Source organism: Enterococcus sp. DIV1444a (assembly GCF_051712125.1).
In the GTDB taxonomy this organism is placed as follows: domain Bacteria; phylum Bacillota; class Bacilli; order Lactobacillales; family Enterococcaceae; genus Enterococcus; species Enterococcus faecalis.
In genome coordinates this window covers 2,565,646-2,581,987 of the sequence record NZ_JBIOOG010000001.1, presented here as the reverse complement: position 1 = coordinate 2,581,987, position 16,342 = coordinate 2,565,646, and the positions used below count along the sequence as shown (strand labels likewise).

Genomic DNA, 16,342 nt, shown 5'->3' with positions numbered 1-16,342 from the left:
GAATGGGATTTTTTGATAAAATTAAAAAAGCTTTTTCCGCTGAAAAAAAGGAAGAAGAAAAACAAGAGATAATTGAAGAAACAGTAGACGAAACACCTAGTGATGAATCAGCGCCTACTGAATCAAAAGAAACCGCAGTAGAAGAGGCGCAAACAACGCCAGAAACGACAGCGGAAGAAGTCACAGAAACAGCCGATTTAACAGATAACGCTGAAATGGAAAAATTAGCTGGCGTAGAAGAAGCGTTAGAAGAAGAGCCAGAAGAAATCCTGACAGAGGAAACACAAGAAGTTGTTGTGGAAGCGCCTGAGGAAGAAAGTAGTGTCGTGACTCCGTTGGCAGAACCAACAGACACGCAGGTTTCAGAAGAAATTGAAGAGTCAAAAGAAGAGCAAGTCCAAGAAAAATATGAAAAAGGTTTGGAAAAAACGCGTAAGACATTTGGTCAACGGTTAAATGAATTGTTTGCTAATTTCCGGAGCGTCGATGAAGATTTCTTTGAAGAATTAGAAGAAACATTAATTGGTGCAGACGTAGGCTTTGATACATCCTTAAAAATTACAGAAGCCTTGCGACAAGAAGTGAAACTGCGAAACGTGAAAAAACCAGCTCAAGTTCAAAATACCATCATTGAAAAAATGGTTGATTTGTATGAAGAAGCAGGAATTAATGAAAATAATGCAATTAACTTACAGCCAAATGGCTTAACCGTGATTTTATTTGTCGGTGTTAATGGAGTTGGTAAAACAACCAGCATTGGTAAATTGGCGCATCAATACAAGCTGGAAGGAAAGAAAGTTTTAATGGCAGCTGCCGATACGTTCCGAGCGGGCGCCATCGATCAATTAGTTGTTTGGGGCGAACGGGCTGGCGTTGAAGTTGTACGTGGGAATGCTGGCGGCGATCCAGCAGCGGTCGTTTTCGATGCAGTGGAACGTGCCAAAGCAGAACAGGCCGATGTTTTATTAGTGGATACAGCAGGTCGTTTACAAAATAAAGTCAACTTAATGAAGGAATTAGAAAAAATCAAACGAGTCATCCAACGAGAAATTCCAGATGCGCCTCACGAAGTTCTCTTAGTCGTGGACGCAACTACTGGGCAAAATGCGATGACACAAGCCAAACAGTTCAAAGAAACAACCGATGTCACTGGTTTAGTTTTAACCAAACTAGACGGAACAGCCAAAGGTGGTATTGTCATTGCTATTCGGAATGAATTACACTTGCCAGTGAAATTAGTTGGTCTAGGTGAAGGCATTAACGATTTAGAACCATTCAATGCCAACGATTTCGCTATGGGCTTATTTAAAGGCTTATTAAAAGATGTTTAGTTGTAGAAAATAACAGGTTTGGGAAGAACGTGGGACAGGAGTATTTAGCTTCAAGAATGAAGAAGCTACTCCTGTCCCGCCGTTTATTTTAGGATTGGGACGGATGTTCTAAGTTCTTCCTAAATCGTTTCTGAAAAAATGAAGGAGTGAGGTAGAAGATGACAGAACAAATGTGGATTGAGAAGTTAGGATTAGAAGCGCATCCTGAGGGCGGTTATTTTAAACAAACCAATAAAAGTGAACAATTGATTCCGACCAAACGAGGCGAACGGGCGTTGCATACAGCAATCTTATTTCTATTAAATACAGAAAGTCCGTCACATTTTCATCGTTTAAAAGCGGATGAATTATGGTTTTTTCACGATGGTCAGCCGTTAACCGTTCACTGTATTTTTCCTGATGGAACGTATCAAGCTGTTCAGTTAGGGAAAGACTTAGTTCAAGGACAACAGCTTTCGTTCTCAGTTCCTGCCGGCACAATTTTTGGCTCTACAGTAGCGACAGGATTTGCGTTAGTCAGTTGTGTGGTTACACCAGGCTTTGAGTTTGAAGACTTCGAGTTATTTACTCAAGCGGAGTTGTTAAACGATTATCCACAACATAGTGAAATCATTCAGCACTTAGCTTATCGAGAATTACCTTAAGAAAACGTTTTAGTAACATTTCTTTTATGAATATGCTAGTATAAATCAAACAAGCTTATTGATTTTGGCGCAACGCACAGTTAGCTGTCGTAGATGATTAAAAGAAAGGGATGAATCACATGGGCACAATGGTTTTTGTTAACTTCCCAGTAGCGGATGTCCAACGTTCTACAGCATTTTATGAAAAACTTGGATTCAAAAAGAACGAGGAATTTTCAACAGAGGAAGCTAGTTCGATGATGTGGGATGATCAATTTTGGATTATGTTGTTGAACCATGATTTTTATGGAAAATTTATCCAAGAAAAGCAAATTATTGATGCGCAAACAACCAGTGGAGCATTAATTTCCTTTAGTTTAGAGAGTACCGAAGCCGTAAAACAGTTTGGCGAAACTGCCAAAGCTAACGGAGGCAACTGTTACCGAGTTGATATGGGAATACCAGAAGAGCAAATGTATGGCTTAGAGGTGCAAGATTTGGATGGCAATAGCTTAGAACCAGTCTGGATGAAGATGTAAAAAGAGCCGCAAAATCTCTACAGAAAAAATATTATAATCAAACAAAAATATACGCCATTCTTCAAACTTAGATTAAAAAGTCTAACTTTGAAAATGGGGTATATTCTTTTACATTTGAATTACTTCATCAAATTTACTCGAAATATCATTGTTTACATGATGAAGAACAGCAAGGACTGTTTTAGAACTTTCAGCTAAGAGGGATAAAACTTTTTCAGTATTTTCTTTATCTGTTGAAGAAGTTGGTTCATCTACCAATAAAAATGGACGATTTTCATATAGCGCCCGAGCCAAGGAAACCAACATGGCCTCACCACCGCTGATTGTGGCAGTAGATTGATTGAAAATTATTTCAAAATTGGCACCAAAAACTTTTTTACCAATTTCATATAACTTCTCTTTATTAGGTTTATTGAAAGAAGTAATATTTTCCGCGACTGTCCCATCATAAAGCTTGGCTTTTTGGGAAACATAGCCAATCATTGTCGAGAAGTCGACTGTGCGTAATTCTTGTTGTTGATTCAATAATATTTTTCCTTGATACTGATTTATCTCTTGTGTCAATAATTTTAGGAAAGATGATTTTCCACTTCCGTTTTTACCAATGATTATATACTTTTTTTCTGAATATAATTCTAAATTAATCGGACCAATATTTTTTTCTTCATAAGTAATCAAAACATTATTAAATAAAATTGTTTTGGGAACTATAGAAGAATGAAGAAGTTCAGGTTCGGTGGAAAGCAAGACATCATTAACTTTGCGAATCTCTTTTATAGAATAAAGTTCTGTTAATACAGTTGAGAGCCAAAAAATAGGAGTAGTAATTGTTTCGACAGATTGTGTTATCGCTAATAGTTCGGGAAAAGTCAATTCTTGCTGGCGAATTAAAAAAATACCTATTAATAACAAACCAATTTGAATAAACCACCCACAAGTATCATTAATAACTGTTATCGTTGATTGGAAAAAATTATTCTTGAAAAAATGTTTTTCAGCTTCTTTGTTTTTTTGAGAAAAACGAGGAAAGAGACGTTTGCCAATAGAAAAAATTTTTAATACTGCTAAGTCTTCAAAAATATCTTGCAATGTTTGTACAATATTAGCTTGTGAATCATTAAATTTTTTTTGATGTATAGCGATTTTTTTGACAAAATGTTTCGTTGTAAAAAAAGAAATCAACGTTAAGCCTAATAAATAGAGCCAAATATGCCAATTAATTGTCAGAATTAATAGCGAACCTAGAGAAAATGAACAAATAAAATAAATCAAACTAATTAGCGCACCTAGATATTTTTTTATCACAAAAGGATTATCAATCGTCATTATTTTAACAACTTTTTCTGTAGGATATTTTTTTATTAAAGTAGCCAGCGGTAACCGAATCAAAGCTTGGTACATTTGATTATTCATTTTTTTTAAAGAACTGGCAAAAAAATGTTGTTGAACAATTTGTGATCCTAAATTAATTAAAACAAGACTAAATAGAATTCCTAAGTTGATACAAACTAAGATGTAAAAAGGTAAAGTTTGTTCTTGTTTAATATAATTGGAGTCAAATAAAATCAGTAGCGAAAAAATCGGTTTGTAGGTAGCGAAAAGTAATGTCATCAGAAATGTAGCAAGGAATAACTTTCGATTTTTACTGAATAAAAATTTAAGCATCGAGGTGGGATGTCCTTTCTATGAATAATCTAAAAGTGTGAAATTGTCTATTAAAAAAATTGGTAAACTTAATCACCTCCAGTCTATATTTGTATTTTTCTGAATTTTTGATTAGAATTATCTTAACAAATAAAATTAAGAAAAAATCAGTTTGTACACTTTAGTCACAAGTATTATAAAAAGGAGTGATAGTGGTGAAATGGAATTTTGGGAAAGTTTATAAGGAGGTCAGAGAGTCTAAAGGTATTTCGCAGAAAAAAATTTGTCATGAAGCATTATCCAGAACAACTTTATCCAAATTAGAAAATTGTAAAATAATGCCAAGTTATCAAACTATGGAGTATTTATTACAACAAATAAATATGAGTTTTTCTGAATTTGAGTATATATGTAATGTTTATCAGCCCCAAGAAAGAGAGTGTATCATTGAAGAATTCAATTCTTTAATAAATAATACAGACAGAGTGAATATCAAGGACTTGCTAAAACGATGCGAAAAATTTTTAAAAATAACGGATGATTATTATATCAAAGATATTCAGATGCTATTAAAAGCTCAGTTAGCCTTCCAGTTAGAATCAATCAATAGCAATGTGTGTAAATCGAAACTACTAATTAGTCAAATTTGGAGTAGAATAGAGAAAATGGATGTATGGTATTATAATGAGATTCGCTTACTTAATGGTATTTTGTTTTATTTCCCACTTGAAACAATCGAAGCCATATCCGATAAGTTATTGTATTCTTTAAAGAAATACAGTACATATGCTAAAATTAAAGATCTTGAAATATCTATATTGACTAATTTATCAACCATTTATTTGAAAAATTGTAAGATGGCTGAGTGTGAAATTGTTTTACTTCGAATGAAACAACTAGCACTAGATTTAAAAAGATATGACTTTTTGGGCGTTTATTTTGTTAGAATGGGAATTTGCGAAACAAATAGTGTACTAATAGAGCGAGGAATGAAAATCTTAACATTAACCGATGAAAACGAATTAATCGAAGAACTGAATAAAGAAATCGAATTTTTTAAGATGACTAAACAATAGAGTATAAATTAAGAGCCGCAAAATCTCTACAGATTTTGCGGCTCTTTTCCTACAAAAAACTATTGTAAATTATTGGCATTAGTAGCTTCAACACCATAAGAATCAGCTACTTTTTTCAAGCTGAATCCTTTTCCGTAGACTTCACTCGCACTCATTGAAATTAAAAAGGCTTCTTCATCAATCTCAAGAATAGCTTCTTTTAAGCGGGGAAAATCTTTTTCACGAATGACGGTCATTAAGAGCATGCCTTTCGCGTTTCGGTAACCGCCTTCGATTGGCACCAAGGTCACACCTTTATCTAGTTCACGTAATAGGCGTTCTTGAATAGCGACATATTTTGGCGAAATAATCATCACGTTCTTCGAGCGAACCAGACCAACTTGAATCATGTCAACGACACGACCAATTGTAAATAAACAAATTAAAGAGAATAACACAATATCCGCATTAAAAGCATACATTGCTGATAAAATGACTAAACCATCGACGAATAAAATGGCAATACCTAAAGAAACTTTGAAATATTTATTGACGATTTGTGAAATGATGGCTGTCCCACCAGTTGAGGCGTTACCACGGAACACCAAGCCTAGGCCAGCACCTGTAATAATACCGCCAAATAATGCTGCTAGAAAAATATTATGTGTTAAAACAGGCATCCCCGAAGTAATTCCTACAAAAAATGGATAAATAAGGCTGCCATAAATGGTTTTGACACCGACCTCTTTCCCAAGAAGTAAGAAACAAAGCACTAAAAGAGGAATATTGATGGCGTAAAGAACAATGGCGGGACTAATCCCGAAAACATAATTAATAACAATACTAATGCCATTGGCTCCGCCTGCGACAAGTTTATTTGGCAATAAGACCGCATTGATTGAAATGGCCAAAATGAATGCACCGACTGTTACATAGGCGGTGTCTTTTAAACGTTGGGCTGTAAAAAATTTGTTCATAAAATACCTCCAATTATTTATTATTTTAGTGAATGATGACATAAAAAAAGACAGAATATGAGAGACAAGCCTAATCAACTTATGTCCCACACTCTAAATCTTCAACTAATCAACTGAACACTTTTTCCTTATACTAACATGAAATCCGACAAGAAAACATAGTGAACAAACAATTTTTTGGAAAAGAGGTCGGGACAGAACCGTTTAGCTCCGAGAAATAAGAAGAAATTTCCGAAAATTGCTCTTTAATTTTTGGAGAATTTCGGCTTATTTCCGAAGGAGTTGGTTCTGTTCCCGCCGTTTATCAGGTTTTGAGCACGGAACAAAAATCCAAAGTGATTTTTGTCACAGGCTCAAAAAAGTCAAAAAGCGGCCAGCCCAAATGGCTTCATGGTGTTGGATAATTTGTGCCGCGGTTAAATGTTCATTATCCAAGGTGGAAGTGGTTTTCGGTGTCATCAAACACGCATAGCCTAAACCATGAGCCATCCGAATTGTAGTGTCCACACAAAACTCGGTTTGGACGCCAGCGATTTCTAACGTTTGAACGTCTTGTTCCGTCAATAAATCATTTAAATTTGTTTGGTAAAAGGCATTCGCATGTGTTTTGCTGATGAAAAAATCTGTGGGCTGTGCCTCCAACTTTTCAAAAAGTTGCCAAGAGTCTGAGCCAAAAGGTAGTTCAGCTTCTTCATGTTGAACAAAAATAATGGGCGCATGGTGTTGGCGGTAAACAGCAATACGCTGATTGACCTTTTCCAACACTGCTGGCAGACGGTACAATTGCTGCGTCGGACTTTCGATGCCTTTTTGAAAGTCAATTAAAAGTAATGCACGATTTTTCATGAGCAATCCCCACTTTCTATAAACTAGTTGTTTTCAGTATAACGGAAAAAGGCGCTCTCTAAAAGTGTCTCGAAAATTCCCAAGCGAACGTTCAAAAAAACAGCATATTTACTCGTTTTCCTATATAATAGTAAGAGAAACAGATAGTTTGTAGAAAGAAAGGCGACAAGATGAATTATAGAGAATTAATGCAAAAGAAAAATGTTCGTCCTTACGTATTGATGGCTCGTTTTGGTTTAGAAAAAGAAAACCAACGTAGTACACGAGAAGGGCTTTTAGCGACAACTGATCATCCAACGGTTTTTGGTAACCGTTCTTATCATCCATATATTCAAACAGATTTTAGTGAAACACAATTAGAATTAATCACACCTGTAGCAAATAGCGGCACAGAAATGCTTCGTTTTTTAGATGCCATTCACGATGTGGCTCGTCGTTCGATTCCAGAAGATGAAATGCTGTGGCCATTAAGTATGCCGCCACAATTACCAACAAAAGATGAAGAGATTAAAATCGCTAAATTAGATCAATATGATGCAGTGTTATATCGTCGTTATTTGGCAAAAGAGTATGGCAAACGAAAACAAATGGTCAGCGGAATTCATTTTAATTTTGAATATGATCAAGCCCTGATTCAGCAGTTATATGATGAACAATCCGAAGTGACAGATTGCAAACAATTTAAAACGAAAGTGTACATGAAAGTTGCCCGTAACTTTTTACGTTATCGCTGGTTAATTACGTATCTTTTTGGGGCTTCACCGGTTAGTGAAGACGGCTACTTTAGAGACTATGATGACCAACCGCAAGAACCAATTCGCAGCATTCGGAATAGTACGTATGGCTACCGAAATCATGACAATGTGAAAGTATCGTATGCCTCATTGGAACGCTATTTAGAAGATATTCATCGCATGGTGGAAAATGGTTTACTTTCTGAAGAAAAAGAATTTTATGCGCCTGTGCGCTTACGTGGTGGGAAACAAATGTCTGATCTGCCTAAAACAGGTATTCGCTATATCGAGTTGCGTAATTTAGACTTAAATCCTTTTTCACGTTTGGGAATTACGGAAGATACCGTGGATTTCTTACATTATTTCATGTTGTATTTATTGTGGACAGATGAAAAAGAAGAAGCGGATGAATGGGTGAAAACTGGCGATATTTTTAATGAACAAGTGGCTCTCGGTCATCCTCATGAAACCATTAAGTTAATTGCAGAAGGCGATCGGATTTTTTCAGAAATGATTGATATGTTAGATGCTTTGGGCATTCGTAAAGGCAAAGAAGTCGTCGGTAAGTATTATCAACAACTGCGGAATCCACAAGACACCGTTTCTGGCAAAATGTGGACGATTATTCAAGAGAATTCCAATAGTGAACTGGGGAATATTTTTGGAAACCAATATCAAAGTATGGCCTTTGAACGCCCTTATCAATTAGCTGGTTTCCGTGAGATGGAATTATCCACACAAATTTTCTTGTTTGATGCGATTCAAAAAGGTTTGGAAATCGAAATTTTAGATGAACAAGAGCAATTTTTGAAACTGCAACATGGCGAGCACATTGAATATGTCAAAAATGCCAACATGACTAGCAAAGATAACTACGTGGTACCATTGATTATGGAAAACAAAACCGTGACCAAGAAAATTTTGTCTGCAGCGGGTTTCCATGTGCCTGGCGGTGAAGAATTTTCATCTTTTATTGAGGCACAAGAAGCACATTTACGCTACGCCAATAAAGCATTTGTCGTGAAACCAAAATCAACAAATTATGGCCTAGGAATTACCATTTTTAAAGAAGGCGCTTCGTTGGAAGACTTTACGGAAGCGTTACGGATTGCTTTTAAAGAGGACACAGCGGTTTTAATTGAAGAATTTTTACCTGGAACAGAATATCGGTTCTTTGTGTTAGATAATGATGTAAAAGCCATCATGTTGCGCGTGCCAGCCAATGTTACCGGGGATGGCAAACACACTGTAGAAGAATTGGTGGCCGCTAAAAATAGTGATCCATTGCGGGGCACCAATCACCGTGCACCACTAGAATTAATCCAGTTAAATGATTTAGAAAAACTAATGTTGAAAGAACAAGGTTTAACTATCTATTCTGTGCCAGAAAAAGAGCAAATCGTGTACTTGCGAGAAAATTCTAATGTTAGCACGGGCGGGGATTCGATTGATATGACCGATGTCATTGATGATAGTTATAAACAAATCGCCATTGAAGCAGTTGCGGCGTTAGGCGCGAAAATCTGTGGCATTGATTTAATCATTCCTGACAAAGACGTAAAAGGCACACGTAATAGCTTAACGTACGGCATTATCGAAGCAAACTTTAATCCAGCTATGCATATGCATGTTTACCCTTACGCTGGAAAAGGACGCCGTTTAACAATGGATGTTTTAAAATTATTGTATCCAGAAGTGGTTCAATAAAAAAGAATACCGCTAAAAAATTCATAATAGATTTTTGGCGGTATTCTTTATAAAAACGTTTTCTTGACGAACCTAATAGGTTATACTAAAGCTATTATCAATGAAAGTTGTATGACGGTGGCTCTGAGTTAGAGAGGCAGGTGATGCCTATGTGTATCCGATGCACTTTAACGAAAGGAGCATTTTTTTGTCAATCGAAGCGACATTGGAATTGATGATTAGTTTTGCGACCCTTGTTGCGTTACTGATTTTCGGTATCCTTGAAGCAACGAAAAACGATAAAAAATAACCGTTCATAAGCTTGACAGGCCGAACGGTTAAGATTCAAAACTTAACTCAGTAAGCCACCAGTTCTTATAACTGGTGTTGGTATAAAGGAGAGGTATGTAGTAGCATACCTCTCTTTTTCATCTTTATAATAGCACAATTCTATTATAAATGGAAGCGCTCCTAACTTATGTTTAAACAATCCAATGACTCGTAACTTTCCTCGAGCTTTTTATAAGTGAAATAGCTTTTGCCAAAAGCCTTTTTTAGCTGTTGGCTCTTCTTTTGGCGTTTCTGTTGCTTGAGGATATTTTTCTGCAACGTCAATCACAGGTTCATCGACTGCGTGTTTTTCAGCTAACAGTAAGCCGAGAGAGTCAGGGGTGTTCTCCACAAAGTTGTTAACAATTTTAAACGTTGCGCCATGTTGATTTAATAATTTAATGTAGGTATTTTGCAAATCTGAAGAAATCTCGCCGTTTAAAAGTACAGTAGCTTCAGGATGTTTAGCTAATTCTTCTAACAAATGTTGTTGGTTCTGTACATCTTTCATTTCAGCGACAGTCATGGAGAGACGGCAGCGTTCACGAAATGTGCCCATATATTTGTGTTGTTCTTCAGGATTGACGAGGGGCGTACCGTACATTCCTTTATCCAGACGTTGTTGTAAGTCATCATTCGCCATTCAGTAACACTCCTTTCCTCATGTTTCCCTCCATTATAGCATATCTTAGATAAGTCGTTGAGCAGTCGGATTGAGAAGAAGTTTTTAATAAAGGAAAAAAAGTGGTTGCATTTGTGATGGTTTTCTCATACACTGTAACTAAGAATGAGAATCATTCTCAATTAAATAAAAATGGAGTTTTCTCATGAAAAAGATTGGTTTGTTTGTTCTACTATTACTTTTCAGCTTATTGTCATTAGTGATAGGGGTGAAGGACATTGCACTTTCTCAGTTGTTTCAATTAGATGCACAGCAACAATTTGTTTTATTTACCACCCGTGTTCCCCGCACGTTGAGTTTAATCATTGCTGGTAGTACGATGAGTATTTCTGGATTGATTATGCAGCAACTCACACAAAATAAATTTGTCGCTCCTAGTGTCGCTGGCACCACCGATAGTGCAAGGTTGGGTATTTTAGTCGCGATGTTATTTTTCCCAACAGCTCCGTTTCTCTATCGAACGGCAATTGCTTTTATTTTTGCGCTAAGCGGGACCTTATTATTCTTAGCGCTCATTCGATTATTACCAAGTAAGAATCAAGTGATGGTTCCTTTGGTGGGGGTGATGTTTGGTAACATTCTAGGCTCAATTGCCACATTCTTTGCCTATCAATACCAATTGGTTCAAAATATGTCTGCTTGGTTACAAGGAAATTTTTCCACAGTTATGAAAGGGAATTATGAATGGTTATTTTTAATGATTCCTTTGTGGTTTGTTATTTATTTATTTGCTTATCATTTCACTGTCGTTGGTATGGGTGAAGCATTTGCAAATAGTCTTGGTGTCCACTATCAGCGAATTCAGTTTTTAGGTTTGACGCTGGTTGCTTTAGCAAGTGCCATCGTTTTATTGATGGTGGGGAATATTCCGTTTTTAGGGGTTGTGATTCCCAATCTCGTGTCTTTACGTTATGGCGATCATATGAAAAATACCTTGTGGTTAACTGGGATTTGTGGGAGTTTATTCTTGTTAATCTGTGATATTTTAGCACGAGTATTGATTGCCCCCTATGAAATTCCTGTCAGCGTGGTTGTCGGAACATTAGGGAGCATTTTGTTCATTTTATTATTACTAAGGGGGCGCAAACGATGAAACGGCCTTTAAAAAAATGGCTTTCATTACTTTTGCTTTTAGCTGCCGTAGTAATTGTGAGTCTTTGTTATTTAACTTATAACACGTATGGCAATTGGTCCTTTGCTTTGGCGTTACGAGGGAAAAAGTTGTTGGCTTTTATTTTTGTCGGAATCGCTGCGGCTTTTTCAACCATTAGTTTTCAAACGGTCACGCAAAATCATTTCCTAACGCCAAACATTTTAGGAATGGATTCCTTGTATGTCTTTGTGCAGACGGTGTTATTTTTTCTTTTAGGAGGCGCACAAGCGTTAGGTCAAGTAAGTCTTGGATCGTTTTTGATGAACGTCTTTTTAATGGTGTTTTTAAGTACTAGTTTATCGTATTTTCTATTACGCAAAAATCAATCCGACTTATTTTTATTATTGATGATTGGCATGATTTTAGGTACTTTTTTCAGTAGTATTAGTACGTTTTTACAAGTGATTATGGATCCTAACGAATACGACTTACTCCAAGGAAAGTTGTTTGCCAGTTTTGGTAACGTCAATAGTCAGTATCTCATTTTCGTTGGTGTGGCGGTGCTCATGATTTGTGGGATACTTTGGCGGGAAAGTTACCGTTTAGACGTTTTACATTTAGGGAACCATCAAGCACAGAATTTGGGGATTGCTGTGAGTCAGTTTCAATTAGTGTTGTTGTGTTTAATCAGTAGTCTGGTCGGCTTATCAACAGCATTAGTGGGACCGATTACATTTTTAGGTTTTATCGTGGCCAATATGAGTTATCAATTCATGAAAACCTATCGCCACCGAGAACTGTTTGTGGCCGGGAGTTTAATAGCAGTCTTTTTACTGGTGTTCGGTCAATTGATGGTTGAACAGGTCTTTCATTTGAATACCCCGCTAAGTGTGGTGATTCAATTTGTTGGGGGCGTTTATTTTATATGGAAAATTATTGCAGAAAGGAAGCAACGTACATGATCCAGATGAGTGATGTATCAAAAAAATATGGCGATAAATTTGTCGTTTCAGACATTGATTTACCTATTTCTGAAGGCAAATTAACGGCCTTTATTGGGCCGAATGGCGCTGGGAAAAGCACGCTGCTAGCCATGATGAGCCGCTTAATTCCCAAAGATACCGGGGAAATTTATCTGGACAAGCAAGAAGTAAAAACCTGGAAGCAATCGGCTCTTTCGCAAAAAATTGCCCTTTTAAAACAAGCCAACGGTGTGCAACTCAAATTAACCGTGCGCGAACTTGTTAATTTTGGTCGTTTTCCTTATTCCAAAGGTCGCTTAAAAAGCGCTGACCATGAAAAAGTAACAGAAGCACTGGAACAATTGGGCTTAACTGAAATGGCGGAAGAATACATTGATACCCTTTCTGGGGGCCAATTACAAAGGGCGTATATTGCCATGATTTTAGCCCAAGATACCGATTATATTTTATTAGATGAGCCCTTAAATAACCTCGACATGAATTATGCGGTTCAAATGATGCAGATTCTTAAACGCTTAGTGGATGAACTAGGAAAAACGATTCTGATTGTTCTACATGATATTAATTTTGCCGCAAGCTATGCAGATGAAATTGTCGCCATGAAAGGCGGAAAGCTTTATGCGCATGGCGCAACAGAAGAAGTTATTCAAACAAGTATTTTAAATGATCTTTATGAAATGAATATCCGGATTTGTGAAATTGAAGGAAAACGCTTTTGTCTTTATCACTAAATCGGGCAATTTAAAAATAACGTTTTTGGAGGAAAAGAATGAAAAAGAAATTTTTAGCAATGATGGCAGTTTCAATGATGGGACTGTTGCTGTTAAGTGCTTGTCAAACAAATAAAAAAACAGCAGATTCTACAACAACGGAAACAACAACTAAAACGGAAGTCACAGTCAAAGATACCAATGGTCAATTAACCGTTCCCAAAAATCCTAAGAAAGTCGTTGTTTTTGATAATGGTTCCTTGGATACAATGGACGCACTAGGTGTCGGTGACCGCGTGGTAGGTGCGCCAACCAAAAATATCCCTGCATATTTAGAAAAATACCAAAAAGTTGAATCAGCAGGTGGTATTAAAGAACCAGATTTAGAAAAAATCAATCAACTAAAACCAGACTTAATTATTATTTCTGGTCGTCAACAAGATTATCAAGAACAATTAAAAGCGATTGCGCCAACCATTTACTTAGCTGTAGATGCCAAAAATCCTTGGGCATCAACGAAACAAAATATCGAAACGTTAGGCACTATTTTTGATAAAGAAGAGATAGCCAAAGAAAAAATTACCGAATTAGAAAAAGAAATTGCTGACGTGAAAAAACAAGCAGAAGCTAGCGCGAATAATGCGCTTGTTGTGTTAGTTAACGAAGGACAACTTTCTGCTTACGGAAAAGGCTCTCGTTTCGGTTTAATTCATGATACATTTGGCTTCAAAACAGCAGACGATAAGATTGAAGCTTCCACTCATGGGCAAAGTGTTTCTTACGAATATGTTTTAGAAAAAAATCCTGGAATTCTCTTTGTGGTAGATCGCACCAAAGCAATTGGTGGCGATGATTCGAAAGATAACGTTGCAGCAAACGAATTGATTCAAAAAACCGATGCTGGAAAAAATGATAAAGTCATTATGCTTCAACCAGATGTTTGGTATCTAAGCGGTGGTGGATTAGAATCAATGCATTTGATGATAGAAGATGTTAAAAAAGGATTAGAATAAAATTGTTTTAGAAAAGAGGAATTGAAACCTCTTTTCTTTTTTTAATGAAAAACAAAAAAGTTTTAAATTAAAAATGTGGTTGACGGCCTCGAAAATGTTTGCTAAACTATCCGTAAATCAGTATGATTGATGAAACAAATAAAAGAACAAAATGTGATGAGAAGGAAAGTACTTTTTAAAATAGCTTGCAGAGAGCCTCGTTTGGTGAGAAGAGGTAGTGACGTTAAAGGGGAAAATGGCCTTTGAACAGGTTGGTTGAAGCAGTTTGCTTAAACCAATTCAGGTGCGCCTGTTATAGCGCTACAGTATGATTGTACTGGAAACGAGCGGATCTTTTTTAGCGAAGAGATCAACAAAGGTGGTACCGCGATTGCATAAGCATTCGTCCTTTTTAGGACGAATGCTTTTTTTATTTGTTTAAAAAATATGAGGGGGCAACAACATGAAATTGGGGAAAAAAGTAGTAGGTTTGATTGCAACTGGGTTTCTTTTAGCCGCATGTGGCGGAACTAAAGAAGCGGCAGAGAAAGTAGATTCGGGAAATTTAGCAGCTGAACAAAAAATCAGTATTAGTTCACCAGCACCAATCTCAACATTGGATACAACACAAACAACAGATAAAAATACCTTTACAATGGCGCAACATTTATTTGAAGGCCTTTATCGGTTTGATGATGATAGTGCCACGGTGCCAGCTCTAGCTAAAGACGTCAAGATTAGTGACGACGGGCGTAAGTACCACTTTACCTTGCGGGAGGGGATTAAGTGGAGCAACGGCGAACCAATCACGGCCCAAGATTTTGTTTATTCTTGGAAAAAACTAGTGACACCAGCAACGATTGGACCGAATGCTTATTTACTAGACAGCGTTAAAAATAGTTTTGAAATACGCAACGGGGAAAAGCCAGTCGATGAATTAGGAATTTCGGCCCCTAATGACAAAGAATTCATTGTTGAATTAAAACAGGCCCAACCTTCCTTCTTAGCAGTCGTTTCGATTGCTTGGTTAGCGCCACAAAATCAAAAATTTGTCGAAGCGCAAGGCAAAGATTATGCCTTGGATAGTGAACATCTACTTTATAGCGGGCCGTTTACGCTAGCCAATTGGGATGCGACTTCAGATACTTGGACATTGAAAAAAAATCCAGAATACTATGATGCGGATCAAGTGAAACTGGCAGAAGTTGCGGTTAGCACAATCAAAGAAGATAATACCGGGATTAACTTATACCAAGCGAATGAACTAGACTTAGTTCGCATTAACGGACAATATGTTCAACAATATCAAGATGATCCAGGTTATGTCAGTCATCCAGATGTCGCCAACTACTTCTTAGATTTCAACAAAAAAGAAGGAACACCATTAGCGAATGTTCATTTACGAAAAGCGATTGGTCAAGCAATTGATAAAGAAGCCTTAACACAAAGTGTCTTAAACGATGGGTCAAAACCGCTCAACGGATTGATTCCAAGTAAACTTTACGCGAATCCAGAAACAGATGAAGACTTCCGAGCTTACAGTGGTGAATATTTGAAAAATGACGTCAAAAAAGCCCAAGCTGAATGGACGAAAGCCCAAGCGGATATCGGTAAAAAAGTGAAACTTTCCTTGCTGGCGTCAGATACAGATCAAGGCAAACGAATTGCTGAATATGTTCAAAGTCAGTTACAAGAAAATCTACCCGGTTTAGAAATTACCATTTCATCGCAACCAAGTAATAATGTGAACCAATCGCGACGTGAAAAAAATTATGAGTTGTCTCTTTCAGGATGGATTGCCGGCAGTAGTGAATTAGACTCTTACTTTAACTTATATGCGGGAGAATCAAGTTACAATTATGGTAATTATCATAATGCCAAATACGACCAATTGGTAGAAGATGCACGAACGATTAATGCCAATAATCCAGAGAAACAGTTTGCCGAATACAAAGAAGCGGAAGACATCTTGCTGAACCAAGATGCTGCTCAAGTACCGCTGTATCAAAGTGCCTCAAATTATCTAACCAATCCTAAATTGAAAGGCATTAGTTATCACTTGTATGGGGATTATTTCCACTTGCGCAATGCCTATTTAACAGAATGATTCAGGAAGA

15 protein-coding genes and 1 other annotated feature are annotated in these 16,342 nt (G+C 36.8%); of the genes, 11 read left to right on the top strand and 4 right to left on the bottom strand.

The window, feature by feature from the left end; translation table 11 throughout:
• Positions 1–2 precede the first annotated feature (2 nt).
• The 3 genes from ftsY (at position 3) to IGI87_RS12430 (ending at position 2,493) form a co-directional block, all read left to right on the top strand.
• A complete protein-coding gene (ftsY, locus tag IGI87_RS12440; RefSeq protein ID WP_438737232.1) occupies positions 3–1,331 on the top strand; it encodes a signal recognition particle-docking protein FtsY in 1,329 nt (442 codons plus the stop codon).
• A gap of 158 nt (positions 1,332–1,489) precedes the next feature.
• Positions 1,490–1,975: a cupin domain-containing protein gene (locus IGI87_RS12435; protein ID WP_002381091.1), complete on the top strand. Its 486-nt coding sequence runs from the start codon at positions 1,490–1,492 to the stop codon at positions 1,973–1,975.
• Between the two features lie 119 nt (positions 1,976–2,094).
• Positions 2,095–2,493: a VOC family protein gene (locus IGI87_RS12430; protein ID WP_169062857.1), complete on the top strand. Its 399-nt coding sequence runs from the start codon at positions 2,095–2,097 to the stop codon at positions 2,491–2,493.
• A 108-nt stretch (positions 2,494–2,601) separates the two neighbouring features.
• Here IGI87_RS12430 and IGI87_RS12425 read toward each other — a convergent pair whose 3' ends face one another.
• A complete protein-coding gene (locus IGI87_RS12425) occupies positions 2,602–4,158 on the bottom strand; it encodes an ATP-binding cassette domain-containing protein (protein ID WP_438737229.1) in 1,557 nt (518 codons plus the stop codon).
• Positions 4,159–4,352: 194 nt separating this feature from the next.
• On the opposite strand from IGI87_RS12425, the gene IGI87_RS12420 reads away from it, so the two are divergent.
• Positions 4,353–5,213, top strand: a complete 861-nt coding sequence (locus IGI87_RS12420) for a helix-turn-helix domain-containing protein (protein WP_240185130.1) — start codon at positions 4,353–4,355, stop codon at positions 5,211–5,213.
• A gap of 59 nt (positions 5,214–5,272) precedes the next feature.
• Here the strand turns inward: IGI87_RS12420 and IGI87_RS12415 are convergent, their stop codons facing one another.
• Together IGI87_RS12415 and IGI87_RS12410 are read right to left on the bottom strand one after the other, a co-directional pair.
• Positions 5,273–6,169 (bottom strand): YitT family protein, encoded by an 897-nt coding sequence (locus tag IGI87_RS12415; protein ID WP_002354953.1) that lies wholly within the window; start codon positions 6,167–6,169, stop codon positions 5,273–5,275.
• A gap of 345 nt (positions 6,170–6,514) precedes the next feature.
• Complete coding sequence (locus IGI87_RS12410) at positions 6,515–7,015, bottom strand: cysteine hydrolase family protein (RefSeq protein ID WP_438737227.1); 501 nt, start codon at positions 7,013–7,015, stop codon at positions 6,515–6,517.
• A gap of 170 nt (positions 7,016–7,185) precedes the next feature.
• On the opposite strand from IGI87_RS12410, the gene gshAB reads away from it, so the two are divergent.
• Positions 7,186–9,456, top strand: a complete 2,271-nt coding sequence (gshAB, locus tag IGI87_RS12405; RefSeq protein WP_438737225.1) for a bifunctional glutamate--cysteine ligase/glutathione synthetase — start codon at positions 7,186–7,188, stop codon at positions 9,454–9,456.
• Positions 9,457–9,643: 187 nt separating this feature from the next.
• Positions 9,644–9,745 carry a putative holin-like toxin gene (locus tag IGI87_RS12400; protein WP_021164442.1) on the top strand — a complete coding sequence of 34 codons (102 nt, stop codon included), beginning with the start codon at positions 9,644–9,646 and terminating at the stop codon, positions 9,743–9,745.
• A gap of 210 nt (positions 9,746–9,955) precedes the next feature.
• Here IGI87_RS12400 and IGI87_RS12395 read toward each other — a convergent pair whose 3' ends face one another.
• A complete protein-coding gene (locus IGI87_RS12395; protein WP_104854442.1) occupies positions 9,956–10,408 on the bottom strand; it encodes a YueI family protein in 453 nt (150 codons plus the stop codon).
• A gap of 184 nt (positions 10,409–10,592) precedes the next feature.
• Between IGI87_RS12395 and IGI87_RS12390 the strand changes: the two genes are divergently transcribed.
• The 5 genes from IGI87_RS12390 (at position 10,593) to IGI87_RS12370 (ending at position 16,332) form a co-directional block, all read left to right on the top strand.
• On the top strand, positions 10,593–11,540 hold the full coding sequence (locus IGI87_RS12390; RefSeq protein WP_002394759.1) for an ABC transporter permease: 948 nt from the start codon (positions 10,593–10,595) through the stop codon (positions 11,538–11,540).
• On the top strand, positions 11,537–12,502 hold the full coding sequence (locus IGI87_RS12385; RefSeq protein WP_438737223.1) for an iron chelate uptake ABC transporter family permease subunit: 966 nt from the start codon (positions 11,537–11,539) through the stop codon (positions 12,500–12,502). The genes IGI87_RS12390 and IGI87_RS12385 overlap by 4 nt, the downstream gene beginning before the upstream one ends.
• Positions 12,499–13,254 (top strand): iron ABC transporter ATP-binding protein, encoded by a 756-nt coding sequence (locus IGI87_RS12380; protein ID WP_113794646.1) that lies wholly within the window; start codon positions 12,499–12,501, stop codon positions 13,252–13,254. Before IGI87_RS12385 ends, IGI87_RS12380 begins: the two co-directional genes overlap by 4 nt.
• 38 nt (positions 13,255–13,292) lie before the next feature.
• A complete protein-coding gene (locus tag IGI87_RS12375; protein ID WP_438737220.1) occupies positions 13,293–14,246 on the top strand; it encodes a siderophore ABC transporter substrate-binding protein in 954 nt (317 codons plus the stop codon).
• 147 nt (positions 14,247–14,393) lie between these two features.
• Positions 14,394–14,639 (top strand) — a binding site (T-box leader).
• A gap of 49 nt (positions 14,640–14,688) precedes the next feature.
• Positions 14,689–16,332: a peptide ABC transporter substrate-binding protein gene (locus IGI87_RS12370; protein WP_438737218.1), complete on the top strand. Its 1,644-nt coding sequence runs from the start codon at positions 14,689–14,691 to the stop codon at positions 16,330–16,332.
• Positions 16,333–16,342: the final 10 nt, after the last annotated feature.

Excerpts from the sequence above, each read along its gene's own strand:
- ftsY (WP_438737232.1), top strand. The coding sequence starts at position 3 with ATGGGATTTTTTGATAAAATTAAAAAAGCTTTTTCCGCTGAAAAAAAG.
- IGI87_RS12435 (WP_002381091.1), top strand. The coding sequence starts at position 1,490 with ATGACAGAACAAATGTGGATTGAGAAGTTAGGATTAGAAGCGCATCCT.
- IGI87_RS12430 (WP_169062857.1), top strand. The coding sequence starts at position 2,095 with ATGGGCACAATGGTTTTTGTTAACTTCCCAGTAGCGGATGTCCAACGT.
- IGI87_RS12425 (WP_438737229.1), bottom strand. The coding sequence starts at position 4,158 with ATGCTTAAATTTTTATTCAGTAAAAATCGAAAGTTATTCCTTGCTACA.
- IGI87_RS12415 (WP_002354953.1), bottom strand. The coding sequence starts at position 6,169 with ATGAACAAATTTTTTACAGCCCAACGTTTAAAAGACACCGCCTATGTA.
- IGI87_RS12410 (WP_438737227.1), bottom strand. The coding sequence starts at position 7,015 with ATGAAAAATCGTGCATTACTTTTAATTGACTTTCAAAAAGGCATCGAA.
- gshAB (WP_438737225.1), top strand. The coding sequence starts at position 7,186 with ATGAATTATAGAGAATTAATGCAAAAGAAAAATGTTCGTCCTTACGTA.
- IGI87_RS12395 (WP_104854442.1), bottom strand. The coding sequence starts at position 10,408 with ATGGCGAATGATGACTTACAACAACGTCTGGATAAAGGAATGTACGGT.
- IGI87_RS12390 (WP_002394759.1), top strand. The coding sequence starts at position 10,593 with ATGAAAAAGATTGGTTTGTTTGTTCTACTATTACTTTTCAGCTTATTG.
- IGI87_RS12385 (WP_438737223.1), top strand. The coding sequence starts at position 11,537 with ATGAAACGGCCTTTAAAAAAATGGCTTTCATTACTTTTGCTTTTAGCT.
- IGI87_RS12380 (WP_113794646.1), top strand. The coding sequence starts at position 12,499 with ATGATCCAGATGAGTGATGTATCAAAAAAATATGGCGATAAATTTGTC.
- IGI87_RS12375 (WP_438737220.1), top strand. The coding sequence starts at position 13,293 with ATGAAAAAGAAATTTTTAGCAATGATGGCAGTTTCAATGATGGGACTG.
- IGI87_RS12370 (WP_438737218.1), top strand. The coding sequence starts at position 14,689 with ATGAAATTGGGGAAAAAAGTAGTAGGTTTGATTGCAACTGGGTTTCTT.